Raw genomic sequence first — 21,009 nt, 5'->3', positions numbered from 1 at the left:
GAAGCTCGGCCAGGGTCGAGGGCGGTGTGCGCGAGATGCTCCAGCGGGTGCCGTCCAGCAGGGTGATGAGCCAGCGGCTCCGGGCTGGACTGGTGTCGTTGGCGGCCTGGGTCAGCAGTTCGACCAGCTCGGATTTGTGGTCGCGGATGAGCGCGCGGGACAACTCGGTAATTCTCTCGCGCGGCGAGACGATCAGCCTGTCGCCATCGACGGACATAGCTAATCCCTGCTCGCGCAGATCAGACATCAGGCGAGCGGCGCTCATGACGCACCCCGCATCTTCCGCCGCGTGACCTTTCCATCGGTCTGCCGAGCATCGATGGGCAGTGGGCGGTGATGTGCCATCTGGTTGACGATGGCGCTCAGGTCGGCCCCACACCTCGGTGGAGCGCACAGGATCAGCTCCGTATGCGGCGGATTCCACATGCCCCACTCAGGCATTCGTCGCGCCTGCCAGCCGTGATCGAAGCACCAATCAATCACGCGATCGACCCCGCCAGGATACGGTTCGGTAGTGACGAGGCGATGCCCGATCCAGTCCCATACCTGGGTGTGATCGAACCCGGACGGCTTGCCGCTCGACCCATGACCGAACAGCGATACCCATGCTCGGCTTTCGCGTACTGACGCGGCATCGATAAACCGGATGGTCCGCATGACGGTATCCAGTCCCTCGCGCGCGCCATCCTCGCTGAGGTACCCGGCATTCCCGCGCGCCATCCTCCTGATTCGAGGTGCCAGTTTGATGTACTCAGCGAGCGTCAGATCGGCCTCGATTTTGCGGGCGACCGAGCCGCGTTCTGTGTTCGTTGAGAATCGCGCCGATAGCTGAATGATCTGGTTGGCCATCAGAACGCCTCCCAATCAGGCATCGCGATCTCGGGATTTTTCTCGGTATCTCTGTTTTTTGCCGGGACAGCCGGGACAGCCGGGACAAAGCCTTGTGGTTGCAGGGCTCGCGGGCTGTCCCGGTTGTGTTTGCCAACCGGGACAGCCGGGACAGAAGCGGCCGTTACTTGCGCTGTCCCGGATTCCTGTCCCGGTTGTCCCGGTGTCCCGGTGACTACCGGGACAGGCTCAAAGCCTTGTGGTTGCTGGTCGCGTCCCGGCTGTCCCGCCTGTCCCGGTGTTTTTATGAGCTTCCCGCTTTTTTCGTCTGGAGAACCGTCGAGAATCGATTGCTTGACGACATACAGCCATGGGCGCCCGCCACCGACGCTCGTTCTCGCCATCAGCTTTTCTTTCTCATTCGTGTACAAGTAGCCTGAATTTTTGAGTGTCCGCGCGATGGTGGTCTTGTCGTTTCCTGGAGCCGCCTCGATCAGCCCGGCAGGTGTGAACATCCATCTCCCCGCCGTGCGATCGACGTAGCCGACGCGATCGCGAACCGGCTCAGGCGCCCTGGGCGTCGGCTGGTACTCAGCCCCGTAGCGATCAGTTCTAGGTGGTGGGTCCGGCTCATTGATCGGCTGGAACCGGCTCTCATGACGCAGGATGAAGGCGCGCACGCTGGAGACGATGCGGTCCTCGTCGGTTTCGGCTGATGCGCCCAACCATGCGGTGACGATGCCCTTGGTCGCGCTCCTGATCTGCTCGGTGGTCGCCGGGATCAGCCCTACTTGCGCGGCAAACTCGCCGGCCACCGAAACCAGGGCGAAGCGCTTGATCGCCCGCAGTGTCTCGGTTGCCACACCAGCGGGCGCGATCTCGGTCAGGATCTTGGCAATCTGCTCGCGGACATAGGCCCGCGCATCCGCTGCGCTGTTGAAGCGTTTGGCGATCAACCGGACCAGCTCTGGTCCAGCGGTGCCGTAGGAGCGCGCGCAGGCGATCTTGATGCCAGAAACAACGCTTTCGCGATCAGATTCCGGGGATGCGCCGGCGATGTCGTCAATTTCAATGTCGAGTGCGCGATGGGTCAGACCGCCCTTGACGGTGCGGCTTCGGGTGCCGTCACCGTCCGGGTCGGACATCCGCGCGTGAAGGGATAGCTCGCCGGTCGAGATGACGATGGTCCTCCAGGAGCGCGGTTCTTTCATTTCGCGCGCGGAGGTCATGGCGGTCTTGCCCTGCCCCCCGCTCACTTGGTAGACCAGTGGGCGGATGTCTCCGATGGTGGAGCTTCCCAGCTCGTCGAGAACGAGCGGCATGTCGCTATGGGCCTCGGCCAGCCCTTCCAGCCCGTTCCCGGTCAGGTTCCAGCGTCGGATGAAGGTCAGGCTGGGCGCGTCGTTCGGATCGGCCGCACAGCCCCACGGAGAGGCCGCAATCTGCCCAACCGTGGTCTTGCCGCGAGAGGTCTTGCCCCAGAAATGCACGATGAAGGAATCGCCGGCTTCGGCGAACGCCTGGAAGGCTGTCGCTAAACCACAGCACAGGCTGAACAGCATGGGCGGATGGGGGCAGGCAGGTGTGGCTACATTGCGCTGCCAGTCGTCCAGCGAGCCGGACGCATGAACGGTGCGGACGGTGGGTGAGTAGCGCTCCGGCTGGAAGATGACTTCGAGGTTGCCGTCGCGAGCAATCACACGATCGGGCATCACGAATGACAGCGCGCCAGTTGTATCTTCCAGCCAACCAAGACGCTTCGCGGAAAGAATGCGGGTGTCGGGCTTCCAGTCCGCGAGGTAATCAACAACCTTCTTTTGCCGAGACGGCCTGATGGCAAGCCCCATGCGCGCGAGATCAGACACCAATATCCCTGGGTCCGCGTGCAGCCGTTCGGCGGGAATCGCCATCCGCCGCTCGCGCTCGTCATGATCGACGAAAGCCAGCACTAAGCCCCACTCGCCATGCGCCCCGGTCGTGCGCCCAAGCACCCAAAGCGGGCCGCAGACAGGAACGTACTCGTCACCATCCTCCTTGGCCTTGACCTCGAAGACCATCGTCGCGGTCAACTTCCAGCCTTTCGGCGCCCCGCGCGTTGGCGTTGCGTCCTGAGTCGTATCCAGGTCGTCCGGGATCGCCGGCTCGTCATGCGGGTTAGCGGACTCCGCCCATTGCGCCTCGATTTGCTCCCGCACGGCCTCCAGCCCGAGCGCCTGGTGCAAGTCGTTGAAGTCGGTCGCGCCCTCGGGCCGGTCGGCTCCGAAGTCTGGCGTCACTAACGGGATATGCGGTCTGAACTGCCTAGACGCCTTCACCGCCGCCTCGATCGGCTCGCCGGTCTGCTTGTCCAGGTCAGCCGCCAGGATCGGACGCAGCCGCTTGTAGCCCGCGTGGATGGCAGAAATCGTCTTGGCGAAGTTCGACACCGACAGCGCCGCGACTACAGGTAGCCCGGTTGCCATCCGGATCGATAGTGCGGTACTGACACCCTCGCCAACGATGACGGTGCCCTCGATGGCATCGAGCGGTTGAGCGGCCCAGTAGGCGCCGGTCTTGGTGCCTTTGCCATTCAGTGCGGCCTTGGTCCCGCTGCCGTCGATCAGCTCCAGACTCACCAGCTCGCCGCCGCGATGCAGGGGCACGACTAGCAGCGTCCCGTTTAGACGCTTGCCGCCAGCTGACGGGTGATACCCAAGGATCTTGGCGGCCGTGTCCGTCTCGATCTGGCGCAGGTTCTCGGTATTCGCGTCACTAACGCCTTTTCGGTCCAGGTAAGGGTTGCGATCGTCGTCAGTAACGGGATATGCAGCGTCCCAGACTGCCGCCGCCTTGATCGCGGTCTCGGCTTGCTGACGCGCGATGTCCGCCGCTTCCTGTGCTGCCTTGGCGTCAGCGATGCGTTTGCGCTCTGCCAGCTCGGCGGGCGTTGGTGGCGTCGGTCGATCGATGTCCCGCCAGCCGTTCGCCTTGGCCTCATGGAACAGGCTGCCGATCCTGACCTTGCCGCTGGCGTCGATCGATTTCCACACGTCGCGGGCATCGGCGGCGTTGTAGGCGTCCGAGCCCTGGGACCAGTCATCCCAGATGTCGAACCCGGACGCGCCGATCTCGCTCTTGATCGCCATGCCCATCTTGAGCCAGGTGTCGCGATCCTCTGATGGGACGAATGACAGCGCCTCTCGGATGCGCTCCTGGTCGTTCGGTGCTGGCGCCTGAAACGCCATCTGCGCCCGGACCTCGGGCGGAAGGGTGTCGAGGTTGACGGCGGGGGCCGAAGCCCCCGGTCCTTGGGGGCTGGTCATCAGTGCGCGCCCTCTTGGGTGTTCAGCTCAGGGCAGCCATCGCGGGCCATCGCGACGCAGATCGCATCCCACAGGCGATCATCGATGACGCCGTTGCTCCAGGTGTCGGCAAGTGCCTGGAGTCGCGCGAGGTGCGCGGTGTCATGTGACGCGCACTCGACATCAAGCGTGACCGATTCCACCAACGCGGCGACTTGCGTCAGGACATAGAGGGATGCCCATGCCTGACTTGCCTCGGGTGTCGCGTCCATATCGACCACGGCGCCGCGAAGGGTCTCGATAGCGGTGTTGAGCATCGCGCCGGCGGTGTTGATTGCCAGGCTTGTGGGGATGTCTGCGGCAACGGCGAAAAGATGCACATTCGGTCCAAGGACCGGCATTGCCATGAACGGGGTATTGCGGGTTTTCATGTGTCGGAACTCCAAATTGATTGGAAGATCCGAGCGCAACGGGCAGGTAGACGCGGACAGGCGCAGTGCAGACGCACGGGGGCCTTGATATACTTCGTCTCGCGTCGGTTCCCGGTCACTCGGGATTTATGCCGGGGATTGGCGTCCCCGGTGACGGCGCCTTTCAGCGTCATCTGCGTTACACGATAAGCCTTGAATCGAATCCTTTGCAACGCCTCGCGAGCCGGTCACTCGCGGGGCGCTTTCGTTTCTGGCCCATCGCTCTGTTCGTTTCGCGCGTCTTTCAGCGCGGATCTGTCTGGATTTGCTGCTCATCTCGCGCTCATCCCTACGCCGCGTGAGGCCGCACAGCTTTCGCCGCTGCCATTTCGTCCAAAGCCTCATCGGGGACGCGATACACGCGCCCAAACTGAACCGCCTTCAGCTCGCCGACTGCGATCAGGCGTCTGACGTGCCGAGCTGACATGCCGATCATTTCGGCAACAGCTTCAGTGGAGTGGTACTTGCGGACTTGGTTCAGGTTCTTCATTGACGCCTCGTGTCGCGTTAAGTGATTCTGCGGACACAAGGTACTCGGCCGGGTTGCCCGCCTAGCCCAAATGGATTTAGGCAAACCCCAAATGGGGCGGGATCAGTCAAGGCCGATCTCTGAGCCCGTAGCCTCTCGGTCTCGCTCGATCAGGTTGCGCACGTCTTTGAGGCGGTCCGAAATGGTGCCTTCGCTGCTGATTGGTTTCGCTCCAAGTCTTTGGAGCGCGCTGTCGATTTTTTTCTTGATGGTGCTAACGTTTTCCTTTCTCTCGGGGTGAAATCCGGCTAGATCCATCATCGCCGCGATGATACGCAAATAGGTATTGCGGCTCTTAGGGTCCGGTTCCTCGTCTCCTGGGTCTAATGCCTTTTTCATGTTCAACTCCCTGCGCAGTCTCGAATTTTCATCCATAAGAGAAATCATCTTGTCGCGCTTTTGAGCGTTATCCATTTCAAGACTCGCGACATCTGGCGCATATTCAATCGCGCGTATGCGAGCCTCGTAATCTTGCTGGCTTTCCATTTCGCGAAATGAGCGCAATGCTTGCAAGCGATCAATGAGCGCGGATTCGGTCTCGATCTCATCAAATAGATATGAATACCAAGTGCCGGATGGAGACAGCTCCAATCCAACAGATTTCGCCCATGACTCGACTTCCCGCGCATTCAAAATCGGCTCGGGGACTGACCATTGATGCCGTTGAAGCGATCCCCGCACAGGATGCAGCTCTTCGGATTTGATAGCCTCGATCAAGGCTTTCTCAATCTCGCTCTCGCTTGCTTGATCGTAATCAAATAGCCCTTCATGAATTCGCCGTACTGCGTCAGCAATGGTTAATTCAAAAGGGCGCAGTAAAGAATGATCGCCCATCAAGGCGAGCTTCGGGTTAATATTCTCATTAGCCATCGTCGAGCCTCTCTATCAGGCTGATTGGTGGTCAGGACCCCGAGGCGACGGCCATCGTCTCGGGGTCTGTTCAGTTGTAGGGGGCGATTAGGCGGATGCTCGCCGGTTCCCGAGATCCACAATCTCACCAGCGGTACCGTGAGCCATCGCCTCCAGGGCATCGGCGATCCGCTGGACGTGCGGCGCCAAGTCGTCGGCATCGAAGTCGATATAACCGTCATGGGCATCGCGTTGATTCACCACATGTCCGGTGAGACGGCGCACGGCCGCGGTTGGCACGCCAATGGATTCACCGACCGAGATGAATCCGCGACGCAGGTCATGAGGAGACCACTCGACGCACGACTGTGCTCGATGGCGGTTGATGGCTTTGCCCGGATGCGTCATGGGGCCAATCCCTCCGTCCTTCTTCGCGGCCGCAAAGACCCAATCAGATTGACCTGAAAGCGAGTCCAGAACTTCGACGCTCTGGCGGGCAAGGGGGAGTTGATAGGTGTCGCGGGTCTTGGTGTCCCGCAGCCAGACGCGCCCGCGCTCCAGGTCAACATCCTCCCAGCGCAAGGTCATCGCCTCATCGATCCGCCAGCCGGTGTAATAGAGGATCAGCCACAGCGCCCGGTCCCTGTCGTTCTCCCACGCCTGGGTGGTCTGCATCCATGCCTGAGCGGATTCACGATTCAGGCGACGCTTGCGCCGGTTCGGCTGACTCCACTCCTTTTGCTTGCTCCATCTGGCCGTAGGCCATTCGGGCAGTTCGAGATTTGCCAGCTCCTCTCTGGTCCAGTTCCAGACAGCACGTAGGTAACGAGCCTCGCAGTCTGCCCGTGTCGGAGCTTCTAGCTTGCGGTCCCGGTGCCAGCGGATGACGGTATCGGTGTCGAGCGTGATGAGCGGCTTGTCCATGAACTTGGCCAAGCCATAGCCCATCTTGGCGCGGTAGTCGTCAGCGGTGCGCTGCTTCATCGGCTTGGTGCCGCAGGCGCGAGCTGCGAGGTATAGCTCCAGGGCTTCGCTCAGTGTGGTATCGCGGCTCTTTGCGGCTTGCCGGGTGGCCTTGACATCCTCGCCTGCCTTGTACCGCTGGCGCAGTTCGAGTGCTTTGTTACGAGCCGCGTCCGGTGTCGGGAAGTCGGCCACGCTCCCTAGGGTCTCCATCCGCTGAATGGTCTTGCCGTTGAGGTCGGTGAAGGTCAGTCGAAGGACGTAGGACTTGGCGCCGGACGGGTAGACGCGCAGCCCGAGGTTGGGGGTTGTGTCATCCCACACGATGAACTTGCTGGCACGCGGCTTGAAGCCGCTGACCATCTCCTTGGTGAGACGGCGGCGGGTGTGTGCGATTCGAGGCATGGTCTTAGGTCCTTTCTGCGCTGGGTTCTTTGTGGGTCCTATCGGGACACAAAGATTTCTAGCGGACAGGATAGGACATAAAGACACTAAAGCCCATAGAGCGGGCCATTACTGGGGTTGCGAAAGGGCCTAAAGACCGATGGGGTTCTTTCTGGCCAATGAACCAAGAGACTCATAATCCCTTGGTCGTAGGTTCGAATCCTACACGGCCCACCATATTTCAATCACTTAAGGTCGCTCCAAGGCGCGTGAATCGCCTCGGTTGGCCTCGTTCGCGCCCTGCGGGGTCACCTCTATTCGCGAAGCGGGGCAGGATCAAAGCGGCGAGTCGCCGACCCTGCGCCGGGAGGGAATGTGTCTCCGCGTCGGTCAAGGCGGAGCGCGGCCATTAGATTCTCGCGGGCGGGTTACCCTGTGAGTCTCTCCAGTCGCCTGAAGCTCAACCGAGAGAGGCGCCACCCGGGAGGACGCGTTCGTTTGACAAGGGCAGGCGTAGGTTACAAGAATACTCGGCTTTATCGCGCTACACGACGAAAGGTCAGTCAGCCTATGCAAGAGTCCCTGTCACCAAACCTCGACCGCGAGGCGCCGCGCTGGTGTGAAGCCCATGGGTAAGGTCTGGTTCGTCGGTGCCGGGCCGGGTGCGCCGGATCTCATCACGGTGCGTGGGGCAAGGCTGCTCTCCGAGGCCGGTGCCATTCTCTATACCGGCTCGCTGGTGGCCGAGGCCGTGCTCGAATGGGCGCCCGAGGGCTGCGAGATCGCGGATTCCAAGTCGATGGACCTGGCGCAGGTGACGGCCTGGCTGCAGGAACGCGCCCAGCGTCATGAGACCGTCGTGCGGTTGCAGACCGGCGATCCGACGCTCTACGGGGTCTTGGCGGAGCTGGCGCGGCCGCTGGACGCCGCCGGTATCCCGGTCGGCATCGTCTCCGGCGTCTCCTCGGCCATGGCTTCCGCCGCCGCGGCTGGGGAATGCCTGACCCTGCCGGAGATCACCCAGACCGTCATCTTCACCCGACTTTCCGAGCGCACCCAGATGCCGGAGCGCGAGTCCTTCGCCTCCCTGGCGGCGCACCATTGCACCCTGTGCATTTTCCTCTCCATCGAACGCATCGAGGCGGTGGTCGGCCATCTGCGCGAGGCCGGCTGGGCAGCGACGGCCCAGGTCGTCGTCGTCCACAAGGCGACCTGGCCGGATGAGGAGCTGGTCCTGCGCGGCACCCTGGAGGACATCGCGGGCCGTTGTCAGGAGGCCCAAGTCGAGCGGCAGGCGCTGATTCTGGTCAGCCCGGCCTTGGGTGCGCGTGGGCGCGCCGGGTCGCAGCCCTCCAAGCTCTATGACGCCTCCTTCCCGCGCCGCTTTCGCCCGACGCGCGCATCCGAGTCGACGCGGGACTAGCGGGCGCTGCGATGCAGTTGGAAGAGACCGACCGCTATCGCCTGCGCCGGCGGGGGCGTTACCTCTGCGCGACCCTCAAGCAGCCCCACCGTGTGCTCAGCACCTGCCGGGTCAACGGCGGGCTGCGCGAGGATCTGACCCATATCGCCAATCACCAGAGTTGCGAAGGGGTCGCCCACGTCGTGCGAGATACCCAGACGGCCGGACAGGGGCATGACGGCTACCATCGCGGCGCCTGCGCCGCCGGCCAGCTACCGCCCGAATCGACCGCGCTCATGGCGACCGCCGCCAACATGCAGTGCGCCGTGCTGACGCACGCGGCCCACGAGGATCTCGCCGTCTCCGTGATCGCGACCGCAGGCGTGCTGGGCAATGCGACCCGAGCGGGCGATCCGGCCGGCTGGCACGAGCATCGAGATGGCAGCCGGCCGGTCGAGCGTGCGCGGCAGGCGGCCGAGGCGGACGCCTCCGGCGCGTCGGTGCCGCCGCCCGAGGCGGGCTCGGGCACCATCGTCACCCTGGTCTTCATCAACCAGCCCTGCACGCCGGCCTGCCTGGTGCGGGCCGCAACCCTGGTCACCGAGGGCAAGAGTGCCGCCGTGCTGGACCTGCGGATGCCGAGCTTGCAGTCATCCGGTCTGGCGACGGGCACGGGCACGGACCAGCTCGCCATCGCCGCGCCCCTGGTCCGCGAGGACACCTGGGAGCGCCATTGGGCCGGCAGCCACAATACGCTCGGCGAGCTGGTGGGGCGGGCGACGCACGCGGCGGTGACGCGCTGCCTGCTGCTGCAGAACGGCGTCTGTCCCGAACTGCGCCGCTCGCTCTGCGCCGCCCTGGGCCGACACGGTTGCGACGAGCCGACGCTGCGGGCGACGGCCAGGGACGAGCTCGAGGCGCGCGACGCCGAGTGTTTCGAGCAGAATCTGCTCGCCCTCCAGCACGACCCCATGAGTGCTGCCGCGGCCTATGGCATGGCGGAGATCCTGGATCTGACGCGCGCCGGCGTGCTGCATGCGGAGGTCGCCCGCGAGGCGATACTCAATCAGGCGGCCCTGCTCGCGGCGGCCGTCGCGGTGAGCCCGGAGGCGCTCACGGAGCTCCGGGTCGCGCTGTTTGCGCATCAGGACCTGTCTCCAGGCCGCCTTGCGGCGTTGGCCGTGGTCAAGGGGTTCGAGCGGAAATGGACATGACCACGCACCTGGCACTCGTCATCGGGGCTTGTCTCTTGGACGTCGCCTTCGGCGATCCCGTCTATCGGCTGCACCCCATCCGGTTGATCGGTGGCTGGAGTCTGGCCTGCGAGCGTCTGCTCTTCGCGCGCGGGCTAAGAGGTCGGGCGGGTGGCGTGCTGCACTGGCTGATGGTCGTCGGGGGGGCGCTCGGCGCCTGGCTGGGCGTCCATTGGGCGCTCGCCTTCGTGAGTCCGGCGCTGGCGATGGTCTGGGACCTCTTCATCGCCTATAGCCTGCTCTGTCTTCGGGGGCTGATCGAGCAGGGCTGGCGGGTGCTCAAGAGCCTGGGGGATCTCCCGGCGGCGCGGGAGCACATGCGCATGCTGGTGGGACGCGACACCCAGCCCCTGCAGCGCGACGGCATCGTGCGGGCGGCCATCGAGAGCCTGTCCGAGAACTTCACGGACGGGGTGCTGACGCCCCTCTTCGCGCTCTGCCTCTTCGGGCTGCCTGGCCTCATCCTGGTCAAGTCGGTGTCCACCCTGGACTCCATGGTCGGCTACAAGCGCGCGCCTTATCTGGAATTCGGTTGGGCGGGCGCACGCAGTGACGACCTGGCGCACTGGCTGCCAGCGCGGTTCTCGGTCGTCTTGATCGCCGTGGCGGCGGCGCTGCTCAGGCTCCATCCGCTGCTAGCGATTCGCGCCGCCTGGCGCTATCACGCCGTTCTCCCGAGCCCGAACTCCGGCTGGAGCGAGGCGGCCTGTGCGGGGGCCTTGCGCGTGCGTCTGCTGGGCCCTGTTTGGGCGAAGGGGTGTTTGATCAACGAGACCTACATGGGCGATGCGAATTGGCCAGCCGACCTGGATGGCGCCGATCTCCAGCGGGCCTTGGAGCTGATCTTCCTCTGCAGTTTGCTGGCGTTCGCCTGCGGCGTGGTAATGGCGCCTCTGCGCGCCTTCTTGCCTTGGTGACCTAGAGAAGGTGTCCGGCGGTGGCCGGCCCTTCAGGGATCTTGCACTCCAGTCGGTTTCACGCCAGTCTGCCCGCCGCTCAGTTGCCCCTTAAAGGAGATGTGCCTTGTTTCGTTCCTTCTTCCCGCGTCCCGGACTCTTCTTCTCGACCGCGCTGGGTTGGACAGCCGTCAGTATTCTGTTCTGGTACCTCTTCGGCGAGTCCTTGGGCACGGTGCTGGGTTTCCCCGCGGCGGCGGCGGATGCGCCGCCGGTCATCGGGATCGGCTATTTCGTCACGCCCGGCTTCATCTGGTTCTACATCTATTACGCGCTGGTCACCGCGCTCTTCGCGGGCTTCTGGTTCAGGCGCGACCCGCACCCCTGGCGCTGGTGGTCCATCCTCGGTTCCTCGCTGATCCTCTTCTCGACCTACTTCTCCGTGCAGGTCTCGGTGGCCATCAACGAGTGGCGCCGACCCTTCTTCGATACCGTGCAGAATGCGCTCTCGGGGGATGTCGTTGTGACCTCGGGCGAGCTGTTCGCCCTGCTGATCGACTTCGCCGAGATCGCCTTCATCGCCATCCTGGTGGTCGTGGCGACCAGCTTCTTCGTGAGCCACTTCGTCTTCCGCTGGCGCACGGCGATGAATGACTACTATGTCGCCCGCTGGGAAGAGGTCCGCTCCATCGAGGGTGCCGCCCAGCGCATCCAGGAGGACACCATGCGCTTCGCGGACATCGTGGAGACGCTCGGTGTGAAGATCGTGGACTCGGTGATGACCCTGTTCGCCTTCCTGCCGGTGCTCTTCGCGCTCTCCTCCTATGTCAGCGAGCTGCCGATCCTGGGGGCCATTCCGGCACCGCTGTTCAGCGCCGCCCTGGTCTGGTCCATCCTCGGCACCGGCTTGCTCGCGGTGGCCGGCATCAAGCTTCCGGGTCTCTACTTCCGCAATCAGCGCGTCGAGGCGGCCTATCGCAAGGAGCTGGTCTATGGCGAGGACGATGCCAGCCGCGCCCAGCCGCCGACGCTGCGGGAACTCTTCAGCAACGTCCGCAGGAACTACTTCCGGCTCTACTTCCACTACTTCTATTTCAACATCGCCCGCTACACCTACCTGCAGGCGGACAATATCTTCGTCTATCTCATCCTGGTGCCGACCATCGCGGCCGGTAAGGTCACCTTCGGCATCCTGCAGCAGATCCTGACCGCCTTCGGCCAGGTGTCTTCGTCCTTCCAGTACCTGGTGAATTCCTGGACCACCATCGTGGAGCTGCAGTCCATCCACAAGCGACTCGCGGCCTTCGAGGCCGCCTTCGAGCAGCGCCCGCTGCCGGAATTGGATCAGCTCTATCTGGCCACCGAGGCGGCGACCCCGGACTGAGCCCCGCTCGGTCTCATCTGGCGGCGCCGCGATCGGGCGTGTGCCGGCGGTTCCCCCTGGTCACGCGCTTCCGGCTGGCGCGGCGCGGCGGCTAGCGGCGGCGGCCTGGCCACACAGTCCCGGCCGCGATCCCGCGCCGATTCGCATGGCGGATGCGACCGACTTGGCGATGCTTTCCTCTGAAGTCCCTATGCCAATGGGCAGGGACCAGGCGCCCGTCCGACCGACGGGCGCCTGCTCTTCGGTCAGGCGCGCGCTCAGGCGACTTGCGCGCAGACGGCGCGGGCGGGCTCAGGGTAGAGCCATGCCTTGAGGCCGCGACGCTCGAACGGCTGCCATTGGCCTTCCGGCTGGGCGAGTCGGTCGGCGACCGCGAAGAGGCTGAGCGGGTTGCTGGCGAGGCCCAGGTGACTGGAATGGACCTCGATGTTTTCGGTCTGCGGACCCTCGCGCTCGAGACTGCAGTTCCAGGGGACGATGCCGTCCGTGCGGCTGTAGATGGATGTCGTCGGGACGGGAGGCGCTGCGTCGAGCGGGCCGTGCCGCTCGGGCAGGCCCATGGGGTCTCCCGTCGCCGCCTCGTACATGGCCCAGAGGTCAGCGGGCGTTTGGTGCCCGGTGAAGGGCGATCCGAGGGTGATGACCTGTCTGACCAGGTCCGGCGCCTCTTTGGCCATCTCTCGGGCATAGAGTCCGCCGAGGCTCCAGCCAATGAGGCTCACCGCGCGGCCATGCTCGGCATGGAGGTGCGCGAGTCGGGCGAGGCAATCGCGCAGGACGCCCTGTCGCGGGCCGAGGTTGACGCCAAGCTCCCAGGGGCTGGCGGCATAACCGAGCGTGGACAGGTAGTGGCGCAGGGGTTGGGTCGAGAGATCGCAGCCGAGCAGGCGTGGCAAGACGAGCACCGGGTGTCCGTCGCCTGTCGGCGCTCCGTAGAGGAAGGGCTGGGCGACGAAGAGGCTGGCGAATTCCAGGCCCGCGCGGGACTCCAGTGCGAGTCGGAACGGGGTGCTGGCCTGGAGCCAGAGGGCTTGCGATTCTGAGAGTCTGGTCATTGGATACGTCATCGATGCGGAAACGGAGGGTGTGAGCAAGAGGCTCGGGGCGGAGGTCGGGCAGCTGCGCTGGCTTGCTTTGGCGAAGCCGAGCGACATGCCCAGGTCATCGTCGACGCCATCGAGTGGCGCCGACGATGAGCGATCTCGCCCCGGGCATTGTCTCGCATCCGCGTGATCGCGTCGTCAACGATGCCGAGCGCGGCCTGGACGCTGACTCTGACCGGGCGGCCGATCGACTGGAACCAGGATCCGAGCCACGGTCTCCGGTCGCGATTCGACGACGGCCCGAGGGCGGCGGCGAGCCCCTGGTTCGGGAGGGCGTAACGCCCGGACGATGGCGGTCCCTAGGGGCATCGCGCGTGATCGCTTTGCCCTGCCTGGATCAATCCTCCCAGGGGCCATGGCCTGGAATGTTGATCTGCCGCTCGTTGTAGTTCCCCTCGGTCGCGCCGCGATGGCAGGCATTGCATTTGCTGAAGCTGCCAACCTCCGGATTTCCCGCCACCAGACGTGACGGGATCTCATCATGCTCGTGCTTGAAGTTGGCGGTTTCGCTGATGCGCGGCAGCACGCCGCCCGTGTTCGGCCCGCTGGCATCGAGGCGCCGAGGATTGCCCTGCAAGGCCAGATCGGCGGAATTGGCGCCGAGGAAGCTGCTGATCTCGGTGCGCAGATCCTCCGTCAGCGAGGCGTCGTCGCCATAGTGATTCGCAAGCGCCGTGGGCGTCATGATCTGCGCCCAGGCGCGCGGCGGCAGCAGTCCCGGCTGGTAGGCCATGTGACAGGAGCCGCACTCCGTGTTGTAAGTGGCGTTGACGACGGGCGCGAGCCGGGAGCGGGACTCCATCCAGCCGCTTTCCTCGTGGCCGCCCTCGCGGCCTTCATCGTCGTCGTCGTCATCGCCGAAGGCCAAGCCGACAGTGCCCAGCGAGAGCAGGCCGACGGCCAGCAGGATGAGAATGGGTTTGGGATGCTGCATTGATTGAGTCTCCGGATGACTGGGTCGTGATTACTGGGTTTTGAGGTAAGCAATGAAATCGGCCTTTTCGGTCGCGCTGCATTCGCGCCCGAGGGTCCAGTTGCAGTTGCGCAGCAGCCATTTGTCGACCTTCTTCTGGTCGGTCAGGCGTTGTGGATTGACCGAGGGCGCCATGGGTTCGATCGTCTTGCCGGTCTTGGCGTGACGACCCGCCTGGGTCAGGTCGCGGCCGTGGCAGGTGGCGCAACTGCGCGCGGGCGAGCCGTCCGTTTGGGCGTATTCCTTGATCCAGCCCGCTTTGCCCGCAGCCGGGTCGGCGGCCAAGAGGGTGGTCGGCAGAGTCAGCGCGCCAGTCGCGACCAGAGCGATTGCAAGGCGTTGTTTCATCAGTCTTCTCTCCGTTTGTATCCGGTAATCATGGCGCCGATCAGATTTTCCTGATGCGACAGGCTGGAAAAGAGCACGCCGGCCAGGTGAGCGATCACCAGGGCGAGCGTGAGGTTGGCGAAAAATTCATGAACGTCTTCGAGCGCATGCGCCGTGGCGTTGGAGACGCCGCTCATCGCCCCCGCCAGGGGACCGGCGAATTCCTGTGCGCCGTAGAGCGCCATCCCGCTGGCGCCGGTCGCCGTGACCGCGAGCAGCAGCGCCACCACCATGGCCCCGCCAGCCGGGTTGTGCCCCAGATAGCGCGGCGCGCGCAGGGTGAGCGCCGCCTTGAGGTAGGCGATGACCTGGCTAGGTCTCCGCACGAAGTCGCTGAAACGCGCATGTCGGGTGCCGATGACACCCCAGACCAGGCGCACGGCGATCAGGCTCAGGACCAGATAGCCGGCCCAGACATGCACATCGAGGAGGTCGTCCTCGACGATGAAGGCCGTGGCGAAACCGCCGGCCAGCGTCCAATGGAAGACCCGCACCAGCGGATCCCAGACGCGCACCCGCGGGCTCGCGGCGGCGGTGATGGAATCCGGTGGCGTGGTCTCCTGGGTGACCGTGGTGGGTGTCGTCATGGATCGGTGCTCCTTGTGGTGGTCGTCGCTTAGGCGGTCACGAGGTGTCGTGACCCTGTTGCGCAGACTACCGAGGCGACCCTGACTGTTGGCTATCGGGCCTTGTCAGCGTTCGGTCAGTTGGGGGCCGGCCATAATCGTCGGCATGAACATCGCCTCTCGCCGTCTTGAGTCGCTCGCCTGCCTCCTCGCGGGGGTACTGGCCTGCGCTTCGGTCCATGCGGCTCCCCAGCACGACCATGATCACGATCACGCGCGTGAGGCATTGAGGCGCGGGGAGGTGCGCCCGATCGCTGAAATCCTGGCTGGGGTGGCGGGCGAGGTGGTCGGGGTGGCGTTCGAGCGTTCGCGGCGCCACGGCGCCGAGGCGTGGGTCTACGAACTCAAGATCATTGCCAAGGACGGGCGTCTGCTGGAGGTCGAGGTGGATGCGGCCACCGGCCGCATCCTGGTGGCGCAGGAGGACTGATGCACGAGTGATCTGCCGATTCGCTTGCCCGCCATGTAGGGAACAACGGGCGTCAGCCTGCGTCGCCCAACCTCAGAACAGCGCGTAGATGAAGGGTGCCACGGCCGAGCCCTGGGCCAGCACGATCAAGACGCCGAGCAGCAACATGACGAGGATGATCGGCGCGAGCCAGAACTTCTTGCGCTCGCGCATGAAGCCCCAAAGGTCCTTGAGAAGATCGAGCATCAGTAAGGTTTCTCCATGGATTCGGGTGCGGCCGGTTGGCTTGGCTCGCGGTAGCTTTCGGCATCCGGCGACAGACGGCGCTTCATCGGGTCATTCCCGGCCAGACGCATGATGAGACCCGCCGGGACGAACACCAGGAAAAAGACGAGGGTCAGGATCAGGGGCGTCGTCACGCGGCTCATCAGGAGCCCAAGACGCATCCAGCCGCGATAGACCGGGCGCAGCGAGCGCGGCGCGGCCAGCCCCCAGAGCATCAGGACGGCGGCCAGCGGCCAGGGCCAGATCGGAAACCGCAGGTCGAACAGCCAGGGCAGGATCAAGCCGAACAGAGCGGCGACGATCGCACCTGTGGTCAGCGCGAAACGGCGCAGTCCGCGCGCGTCGAGTTCGGGAATGGCGTGCATCGGCGGATACCCTCAGTCCAGCTCGAATTCGTGTTGCCAGCTTTGATCGCGCGGTTGCACGGGCTGCTCGGACTTGGCCAGCAGGCAGTTCTCCAGCACCAGATAGTCCATCTCGGTGCGCATGAAACAGCGGTAGGCATCCTCGGGGGAACCGACGATGGGCTCGCCACGCACATTGAAGGAGGTGTTGATCAACAGCGGGCAGCCGGTGCGCTCGGCGAAGGCCGCGATCAACCGATGGAAGCGCGGGTTGGTCTCGGCATGCACGGTCTGAAGCCGGGCCGAATCGTCCACATGGGTGATGGCCGGGATCTGCGAGCGCGCCACCTTGAGTTTGTCGATGCCGAACAGCCGCTGCTGGTCGTCCGTCATGGCAATGCGTCGGGCTTCGGCGACCGGCGCGACCATCAGCATGTAGGGGCTGCGGCCCGCGTACTCGAACCAGTCCGTGACCTGCTCCGCGAGGACCGCCGGCGCAAAGGGTCGGAAGGATTCCCGATACTTGATCTTGAGGTTCATCACCGTCTGCATCTTCGCGCTGCGCGGATCGCCGATGATGGAGCGCCCGCCCAGCGCCCGTGGGCCGAATTCCATGCGGCCCTGGAACCAGCCGATGACCTGCTCGTCGTCGAGCAGCGCCGCTAGCCGAGCCATCAAGGTGTCGTCGTCCAGGCGCTGGTAAGGAATGCCGGCGCTATTCAGGTAGGCTTCGATCTGGGCATTGTCGAACGCCGGCCCCAAATAGGCGCCGCGCATGCGGTCGTGGTCGGCGCCAGCGCGGGGCTTGTCGAGGTACTGGTGCCAGACGGACAGCGCGGCGCCCAGGGCACCGCCGGCGTCGCCCGCCGCGGGCTGAACCCAGATCTCCTTGAATGGCCCCTCCCGCAGCAGCCGACCGTTGGCGACGCAATTCAGCGCGACCCCGCCGGCCAGGCAGAGGTGATCGACGCCCAGCTCCCGATGGACCGTCCGACCCAGGCGCAGCACGACCTCCTCGGTGACCGCCTGAATAGAACTGGCCAGGTCCATTTCCCGCTGCGTGACCGGCGATTCGGGCCGGCGCGGCGGGCCGCCAAAGAGCCGGTCGAAGGCCCGGTTGGTCATGGTCAGGCCGTTGGCGTAGTTGAAATAGCGCATGTCCATGCGAAAGCTGCCGTCGTCCTTCAGCGCCAGCAGGTGCTTGAGGATTAGATCCCTGTACCTCGGCTCGCCGTAAGGGGCAAGCCCCATCAGCTTGTACTCGCCGGAGTTGACCTTGAAGCCGGTGAAGTAGGTGAAGGCCGAGTAGAGCAGCCCCAGTGAGTGCGGAAACTGGATCTCCCACTGCGGCGTCAGCCGATGGCCGTCGCCGAGCCAGACCGAGGTGGTCGCCCACTCGCCGACGCCATCCATGCAGAGCACGGCGGCGCGCTCGAAGGGGCTTGGAAAGAACGCGGAGGCGGCGTGCGCCTGATGGTGTTGGGTGAACAGCAGTGGCGGCAGATCCGCCGGCGCGCTGCCGCCAAGCGCGGCGAGTTCCTTGCGCAACAGACTCTTGAGGAGGAGTTTTTCCTTCAGCCAGATCGGCATGGCGGCCAGGAAGGAGCGCAGCCCGCCCGGCGCATAGGCCAGGTAGGTCTCCAGCAGGCGCTCGAACTTGATCAGCGGCTTGTCATAGAAGACCAGATGGTCGAGATCCGCCAGCGCGAGGCCGGCCTCTTCCAGGCAGTAGGCGATCGCCTCCGCCGGAAAGTCCGCGTCGTGTTTCTTGCGCGAGAAACGCTCCTGCTGCGCAGCGGCCAGGATCTCGCCGTCACGCACCAGGCACGCGGCGCTGTCATGATAATATGCGGAGATACCAAGGATAGTGACGGCCATGGACGCGCGGTAACGATTGGGGCAATGGGCGCGCAGTATAGCGAACTCCCAATGGGGCGGCTCACGATCGAGATGTGATGCGAAAGGATCCGATGCGAAAAGCGCTGCTCGTCTTGGTCTGGTTGGTCTTCGTCTTCTTGCTGCTGGAGGCTGCGGGCTTCGCCTTCTATCAGCTGCGGATCAGTCAGCCGATCAGCGACTATGGCTATCCGACGGGTCTCACCGTTGCGCATCCCCAGCTGGGCTTTTCCTACCGGCCGAACTTCTCCGGTTACTTCAAGGGCTCGGCCTACCAGGACATTCCGATCGAGATCAACGCGCAGGGGTTCCGCGACCGTGATTTCGCGGCCCAGCCCGGCGATGGGGCGCGGATTGCCGTCTTGGGCGACTCGGTCGTGTTCGGCGCGGGCGTGCGCCAGGAGGACAGATTCACCGAGTGTCTCGGCGACGCCAATCAAACCGGCCATGCGGGCCGTCGCGTGCTCAACCTGGGCGTGAATTCCTATAGCTTCGGTCATTACCTGACGCTGGCGCGTCTGGGTTTCCTGGGCGCCGCACCCGATGCGGTCCTGGTCGGCATCACCCTGAACGACTTCGCGTCGATGGACAATAACGGCCCGGCCCGCCGTGCCCGGCGGCATGCCGAGGGATGGCACAAGCCCGACTGGGTCGCCCGCATACAGGAGCGCATCGGTCGCACCTATGCCGTGCGCTTCCTGCGCGAAATCAAGACGCGCGTCTCCTATGCCCTCGTGAACGTGGACGAGCGCGAGGAGTACCACACGAAGTGGATGCGCACCGTGGTCGCCGGTTGGCGATCCGAGGAAAACCGACAGCGATTCGAGACGCAGCTCGACGACTTCGCGGCACTGCTGAAAGGCGCGAACATCCCCTTCGATGTCATTCTCTTCCCGGAGCTGAACGAACTGCGCACTCCCTCGGAGTTCGGCGAACCGCGGATGCTGGTCCGCGACCTGCTCGATGGACGTGGCCTGCGATACTGCGACCCCTATGACGATTTCGCGCGCCAGAGCGATCTCGACGCCCTGTTTCTGGCAAGAGACGACATCCACTACAGCGCCAAGGGGCACCAGATCCTTTGCCAATCCCTCAGCCGCTGCCTCGATGATCTGACGTCGAAGCCATGATCTCGGGGTAGAGCCTCCGCAGGGGACTCGCGCCATCCAGGCAAAGGGGCGGGGAGTCGGATGCGATCGTTCCGTGACCGCTGTCAGAAGGCTGTCAAGGTGCCGGGGTATGATGGTGCTGCTGAGCGTCTTGGCTGGCGGCGCGGACTCGGGATCACCTCGACGCCGATCGTCCGGGCGGAATCGCTACCTCTCGACGGTATTGCGACATGGAGCACCTGTGATATGGCCATGCGACCCAGATCGAGTCGCCCGCTAAGGGCGCGTCTTCTTCTCTGCTGTGCCGCTGCCCTCGTGATGGCTGGCTGCGCGAGCTCCGCGCGGTCGCTGATGCCGACCCCCAGCATTTACGCCGCCCACCCCGAGAGCGCGCCCTTTGGTGAGGTGGCGGCCGATCTGCGCCGCACGAACGTCGATCTGCTCTACGTCACGGACCGACTGCCGGACCTGGCGAAGGAGGCGGTGCTGCCCTACGGCGAGGTGCGCTCGCGCTCCATCGGTTTCGGTTCGGCCATCGTGGAGATGACACCGGTGGCGGATTGGGCGACGCTGGAGCGGCAGAGTCTGCTCGCGCAGCGCACGCAGGACATCCATCTGGAGCTGGGCGCGGTCAAGGAGCTGGGCCGCTTTCCGACCGAGCCCTACGACATCGAGCGCACCGCCGCCGGCAAGACGGTTCGCACGCCTGGCGTCGTCGCGCGACACGCCCTGGCGAAGGCGCATTTCCAGGGCGAGCTGCGGCGGCGGCTGAAGAATGCGCCGAGCAAGCAGGTCATGCTCTACGTGCATGGCTTCAATGAGACCTTCGCGACGGCCTCCTATACGGCGGCCGAGCTGTGCCATTTCTTCGCCCATCGCCACGTCTGCGGCTTTTTCACCTGGCCCGCCTCCTCGTCGGGGAGCTTCCTGATTTCCTACACCAACACGACCGAATCGGCCGAATACTCGGTTGGCCATCTCAAAAAGGCCATTCGCCTCATCGCTCAGACGCCGGGCGTCGAGGGGCTCCAACTCCTGGCCCACAGCCGGGGGACCGCCGTCCTGCTCGGCGCCTTGCGCGAACTGGCGATCGAGTCAATCGCGGCGGGCATCGAGCCGGCGAAGTCGCTGAAGATCGAGAACGTCGTGCTGATGTCGCCCGACATCGACGTGGATGTGGCGACGCAGAAGGTCGAGGCCTTCGGCTCGGACCCGGACCTCATCGCCGCCTGGGATACCGAATTCGTGCCCAATCTGCTGCGCGGCCGACTGACCATCTATGCCTCGCCGGAGGATCGCGCGCTGCGTCTGTCACAATTCCTCTTCAGGAGCCGCAATCGCGTCGGTCAGCTCCGACCGGAAGACATCACACCGGCGGCCCAGGCGTACTTCTCCAAATGGGGGGACATGGACCTCATCGTCTACGACGGAGAGCGCACCGACATCTTCGGACACTCCTACTTCACCAGCAATCCAGAGGTCAGTTCGGACCTGATCGAGCTGGTGCGTTTCGGCCGCGCGCCCGGCGAGCCGGGGCGGCCGCTGGTGCAGACGGGACCCATCACCTGGGAGTTTCCGAAGGGCGCGACCCAGACGGCCGGCGGCCGCTGAGCCTCGGCGGTCCGGTGCGCGGGCTCC

At 64.6% G+C, this 21,009-nt stretch carries 21 protein-coding genes and 1 tRNA gene; 8 read left to right on the top strand and 14 right to left on the bottom strand.

All coding sequences use genetic code 11. From position 1 onward, the window contains the following. The 7 genes from CKO23_RS13260 to CKO23_RS13230 form a co-directional block, all read right to left on the bottom strand. On the bottom strand, positions 1-265 hold a 265-nt coding region (locus CKO23_RS13260; RefSeq protein WP_207168539.1), incomplete at its 3' end, for a hypothetical protein. Then, positions 262-849, bottom strand: a complete 588-nt coding sequence (locus CKO23_RS13255) for a hypothetical protein (RefSeq protein WP_200331891.1) — start codon at positions 847-849, stop codon at positions 262-264. The genes CKO23_RS13255 and CKO23_RS13260, both read right to left, overlap by 4 nt. Beyond that, positions 849-4,130 carry a DUF927 domain-containing protein gene (locus tag CKO23_RS13250; RefSeq protein ID WP_200331890.1) on the bottom strand — a complete coding sequence of 1,094 codons (3,282 nt, stop codon included), beginning with the start codon at positions 4,128-4,130 and terminating at the stop codon, positions 849-851. The genes CKO23_RS13255 and CKO23_RS13250 overlap by 1 nt, the downstream gene beginning before the upstream one ends. Further along, a complete protein-coding gene (locus CKO23_RS13245; RefSeq protein ID WP_200331889.1) occupies positions 4,130-4,540 on the bottom strand; it encodes a hypothetical protein in 411 nt (136 codons plus the stop codon). The genes CKO23_RS13250 and CKO23_RS13245 overlap by 1 nt, the downstream gene beginning before the upstream one ends. Positions 4,541-4,868: 328 nt before the next feature. Further along, positions 4,869-5,069, bottom strand: a complete 201-nt coding sequence (locus CKO23_RS13240) for a helix-turn-helix domain-containing protein (RefSeq protein ID WP_200331888.1) — start codon at positions 5,067-5,069, stop codon at positions 4,869-4,871. Between the two features lie 102 nt (positions 5,070-5,171). Further along, entirely contained in the window at positions 5,172-5,978 is an 807-nt protein-coding gene (locus CKO23_RS13235) for a hypothetical protein (protein WP_200331886.1), read from the bottom strand. Between the two features lie 87 nt (positions 5,979-6,065). Further along, positions 6,066-7,325 (bottom strand): tyrosine-type recombinase/integrase, encoded by a 1,260-nt coding sequence (locus CKO23_RS13230; RefSeq protein WP_200331884.1) that lies wholly within the window; start codon positions 7,323-7,325, stop codon positions 6,066-6,068. Positions 7,326-7,466: 141 nt separating this feature from the next. On the opposite strand from CKO23_RS13230, the gene CKO23_RS13225 reads away from it, so the two are divergent. From CKO23_RS13225 to sbmA, 5 genes are all read left to right on the top strand, one after another. Beyond that, positions 7,467-7,541, top strand: a tRNA-Met gene (locus CKO23_RS13225). A 391-nt stretch (positions 7,542-7,932) separates the two neighbouring features. After that, positions 7,933-8,727 carry a precorrin-4 C(11)-methyltransferase gene (cobM, locus tag CKO23_RS13220; protein ID WP_200331882.1) on the top strand — a complete coding sequence of 265 codons (795 nt, stop codon included), beginning with the start codon at positions 7,933-7,935 and terminating at the stop codon, positions 8,725-8,727. Positions 8,728-8,738: 11 nt separating this feature from the next. After that, positions 8,739-9,920: an adenosylcobinamide amidohydrolase gene (locus CKO23_RS13215; protein WP_200331880.1), complete on the top strand. Its 1,182-nt coding sequence runs from the start codon at positions 8,739-8,741 to the stop codon at positions 9,918-9,920. After that, on the top strand, positions 9,911-10,876 hold the full coding sequence (cbiB, locus tag CKO23_RS13210; RefSeq protein WP_200331878.1) for an adenosylcobinamide-phosphate synthase CbiB: 966 nt from the start codon (positions 9,911-9,913) through the stop codon (positions 10,874-10,876). The genes CKO23_RS13215 and cbiB overlap by 10 nt, the downstream gene beginning before the upstream one ends. A 106-nt stretch (positions 10,877-10,982) precedes the next feature. Beyond that, the gene (gene sbmA / locus CKO23_RS13205) at positions 10,983-12,239 is read left to right on the top strand and encodes a peptide antibiotic transporter SbmA (protein WP_200331876.1); all 1,257 of its coding nucleotides are present in this window, start codon (positions 10,983-10,985) and stop codon (positions 12,237-12,239) included. A gap of 257 nt (positions 12,240-12,496) precedes the next feature. Here the strand turns inward: sbmA and CKO23_RS13200 are convergent, their stop codons facing one another. From CKO23_RS13200 to CKO23_RS13185, 4 genes are all read right to left on the bottom strand, one after another. Then, on the bottom strand, positions 12,497-13,294 hold the full coding sequence (locus CKO23_RS13200; RefSeq protein ID WP_200331874.1) for an esterase/lipase family protein: 798 nt from the start codon (positions 13,292-13,294) through the stop codon (positions 12,497-12,499). A gap of 385 nt (positions 13,295-13,679) precedes the next feature. Continuing rightward, positions 13,680-14,276, bottom strand: coding sequence for a cytochrome C (locus CKO23_RS13195; RefSeq protein WP_200331873.1), 597 nt, complete (start codon positions 14,274-14,276; stop codon positions 13,680-13,682). A 30-nt stretch (positions 14,277-14,306) separates the two neighbouring features. After that, a complete protein-coding gene (locus tag CKO23_RS13190; protein WP_200331871.1) occupies positions 14,307-14,663 on the bottom strand; it encodes a DUF1924 domain-containing protein in 357 nt (118 codons plus the stop codon). Further along, on the bottom strand, positions 14,663-15,289 hold the full coding sequence (locus CKO23_RS13185) for a cytochrome b/b6 domain-containing protein (protein ID WP_200331869.1): 627 nt from the start codon (positions 15,287-15,289) through the stop codon (positions 14,663-14,665). The genes CKO23_RS13190 and CKO23_RS13185 overlap by 1 nt, the downstream gene beginning before the upstream one ends. A gap of 145 nt (positions 15,290-15,434) precedes the next feature. Here CKO23_RS13185 and CKO23_RS13180 point away from each other — a divergent pair, with 145 nt between their 5' ends. Next, on the top strand, positions 15,435-15,758 hold the full coding sequence (locus CKO23_RS13180; RefSeq protein WP_242482418.1) for a PepSY domain-containing protein: 324 nt from the start codon (positions 15,435-15,437) through the stop codon (positions 15,756-15,758). 72 nt (positions 15,759-15,830) lie between these two features. Here CKO23_RS13180 and CKO23_RS13175 read toward each other — a convergent pair whose 3' ends face one another. Genes CKO23_RS13175 through CKO23_RS13165 form a run of 3 tightly spaced genes read right to left on the bottom strand, consistent with a single transcriptional unit; the run spans position 15,831 to position 18,244 of the window. Then, entirely contained in the window at positions 15,831-15,983 is a 153-nt protein-coding gene (locus CKO23_RS13175; RefSeq protein ID WP_200331868.1) for a DUF5989 family protein, read from the bottom strand. After that, positions 15,983-16,387: an SxtJ family membrane protein gene (locus tag CKO23_RS13170; RefSeq protein ID WP_200331867.1), complete on the bottom strand. Its 405-nt coding sequence runs from the start codon at positions 16,385-16,387 to the stop codon at positions 15,983-15,985. The genes CKO23_RS13175 and CKO23_RS13170 overlap by 1 nt, the downstream gene beginning before the upstream one ends. Before the next feature lie 12 nt (positions 16,388-16,399). Next, a complete protein-coding gene (locus CKO23_RS13165; protein ID WP_200331866.1) occupies positions 16,400-18,244 on the bottom strand; it encodes a carbamoyltransferase family protein in 1,845 nt (614 codons plus the stop codon). Between the two features lie 92 nt (positions 18,245-18,336). Between CKO23_RS13165 and CKO23_RS13160 the strand changes: the two genes are divergently transcribed. Both CKO23_RS13160 and CKO23_RS13155 read left to right on the top strand, forming a co-directional pair. Further along, positions 18,337-19,392: an SGNH/GDSL hydrolase family protein gene (locus CKO23_RS13160; protein WP_200331865.1), complete on the top strand. Its 1,056-nt coding sequence runs from the start codon at positions 18,337-18,339 to the stop codon at positions 19,390-19,392. 330 nt (positions 19,393-19,722) lie between these two features. Further along, positions 19,723-20,982, top strand: a complete 1,260-nt coding sequence (locus CKO23_RS13155; protein ID WP_242482417.1) for an alpha/beta hydrolase — start codon at positions 19,723-19,725, stop codon at positions 20,980-20,982. Positions 20,983-21,009: the final 27 nt, after the last annotated feature.

Origin of the sequence: Thiocystis violacea (assembly GCF_016583565.1) — a bacterium.
GTDB classification, from domain to species: domain Bacteria; phylum Pseudomonadota; class Gammaproteobacteria; order Chromatiales; family Chromatiaceae; genus Thiorhodococcus; species Thiorhodococcus violaceus_A.
The sequence above is the reverse complement of the archived record's forward strand: the minus strand, read 5'-3'. Positions and strand labels throughout refer to the sequence as shown.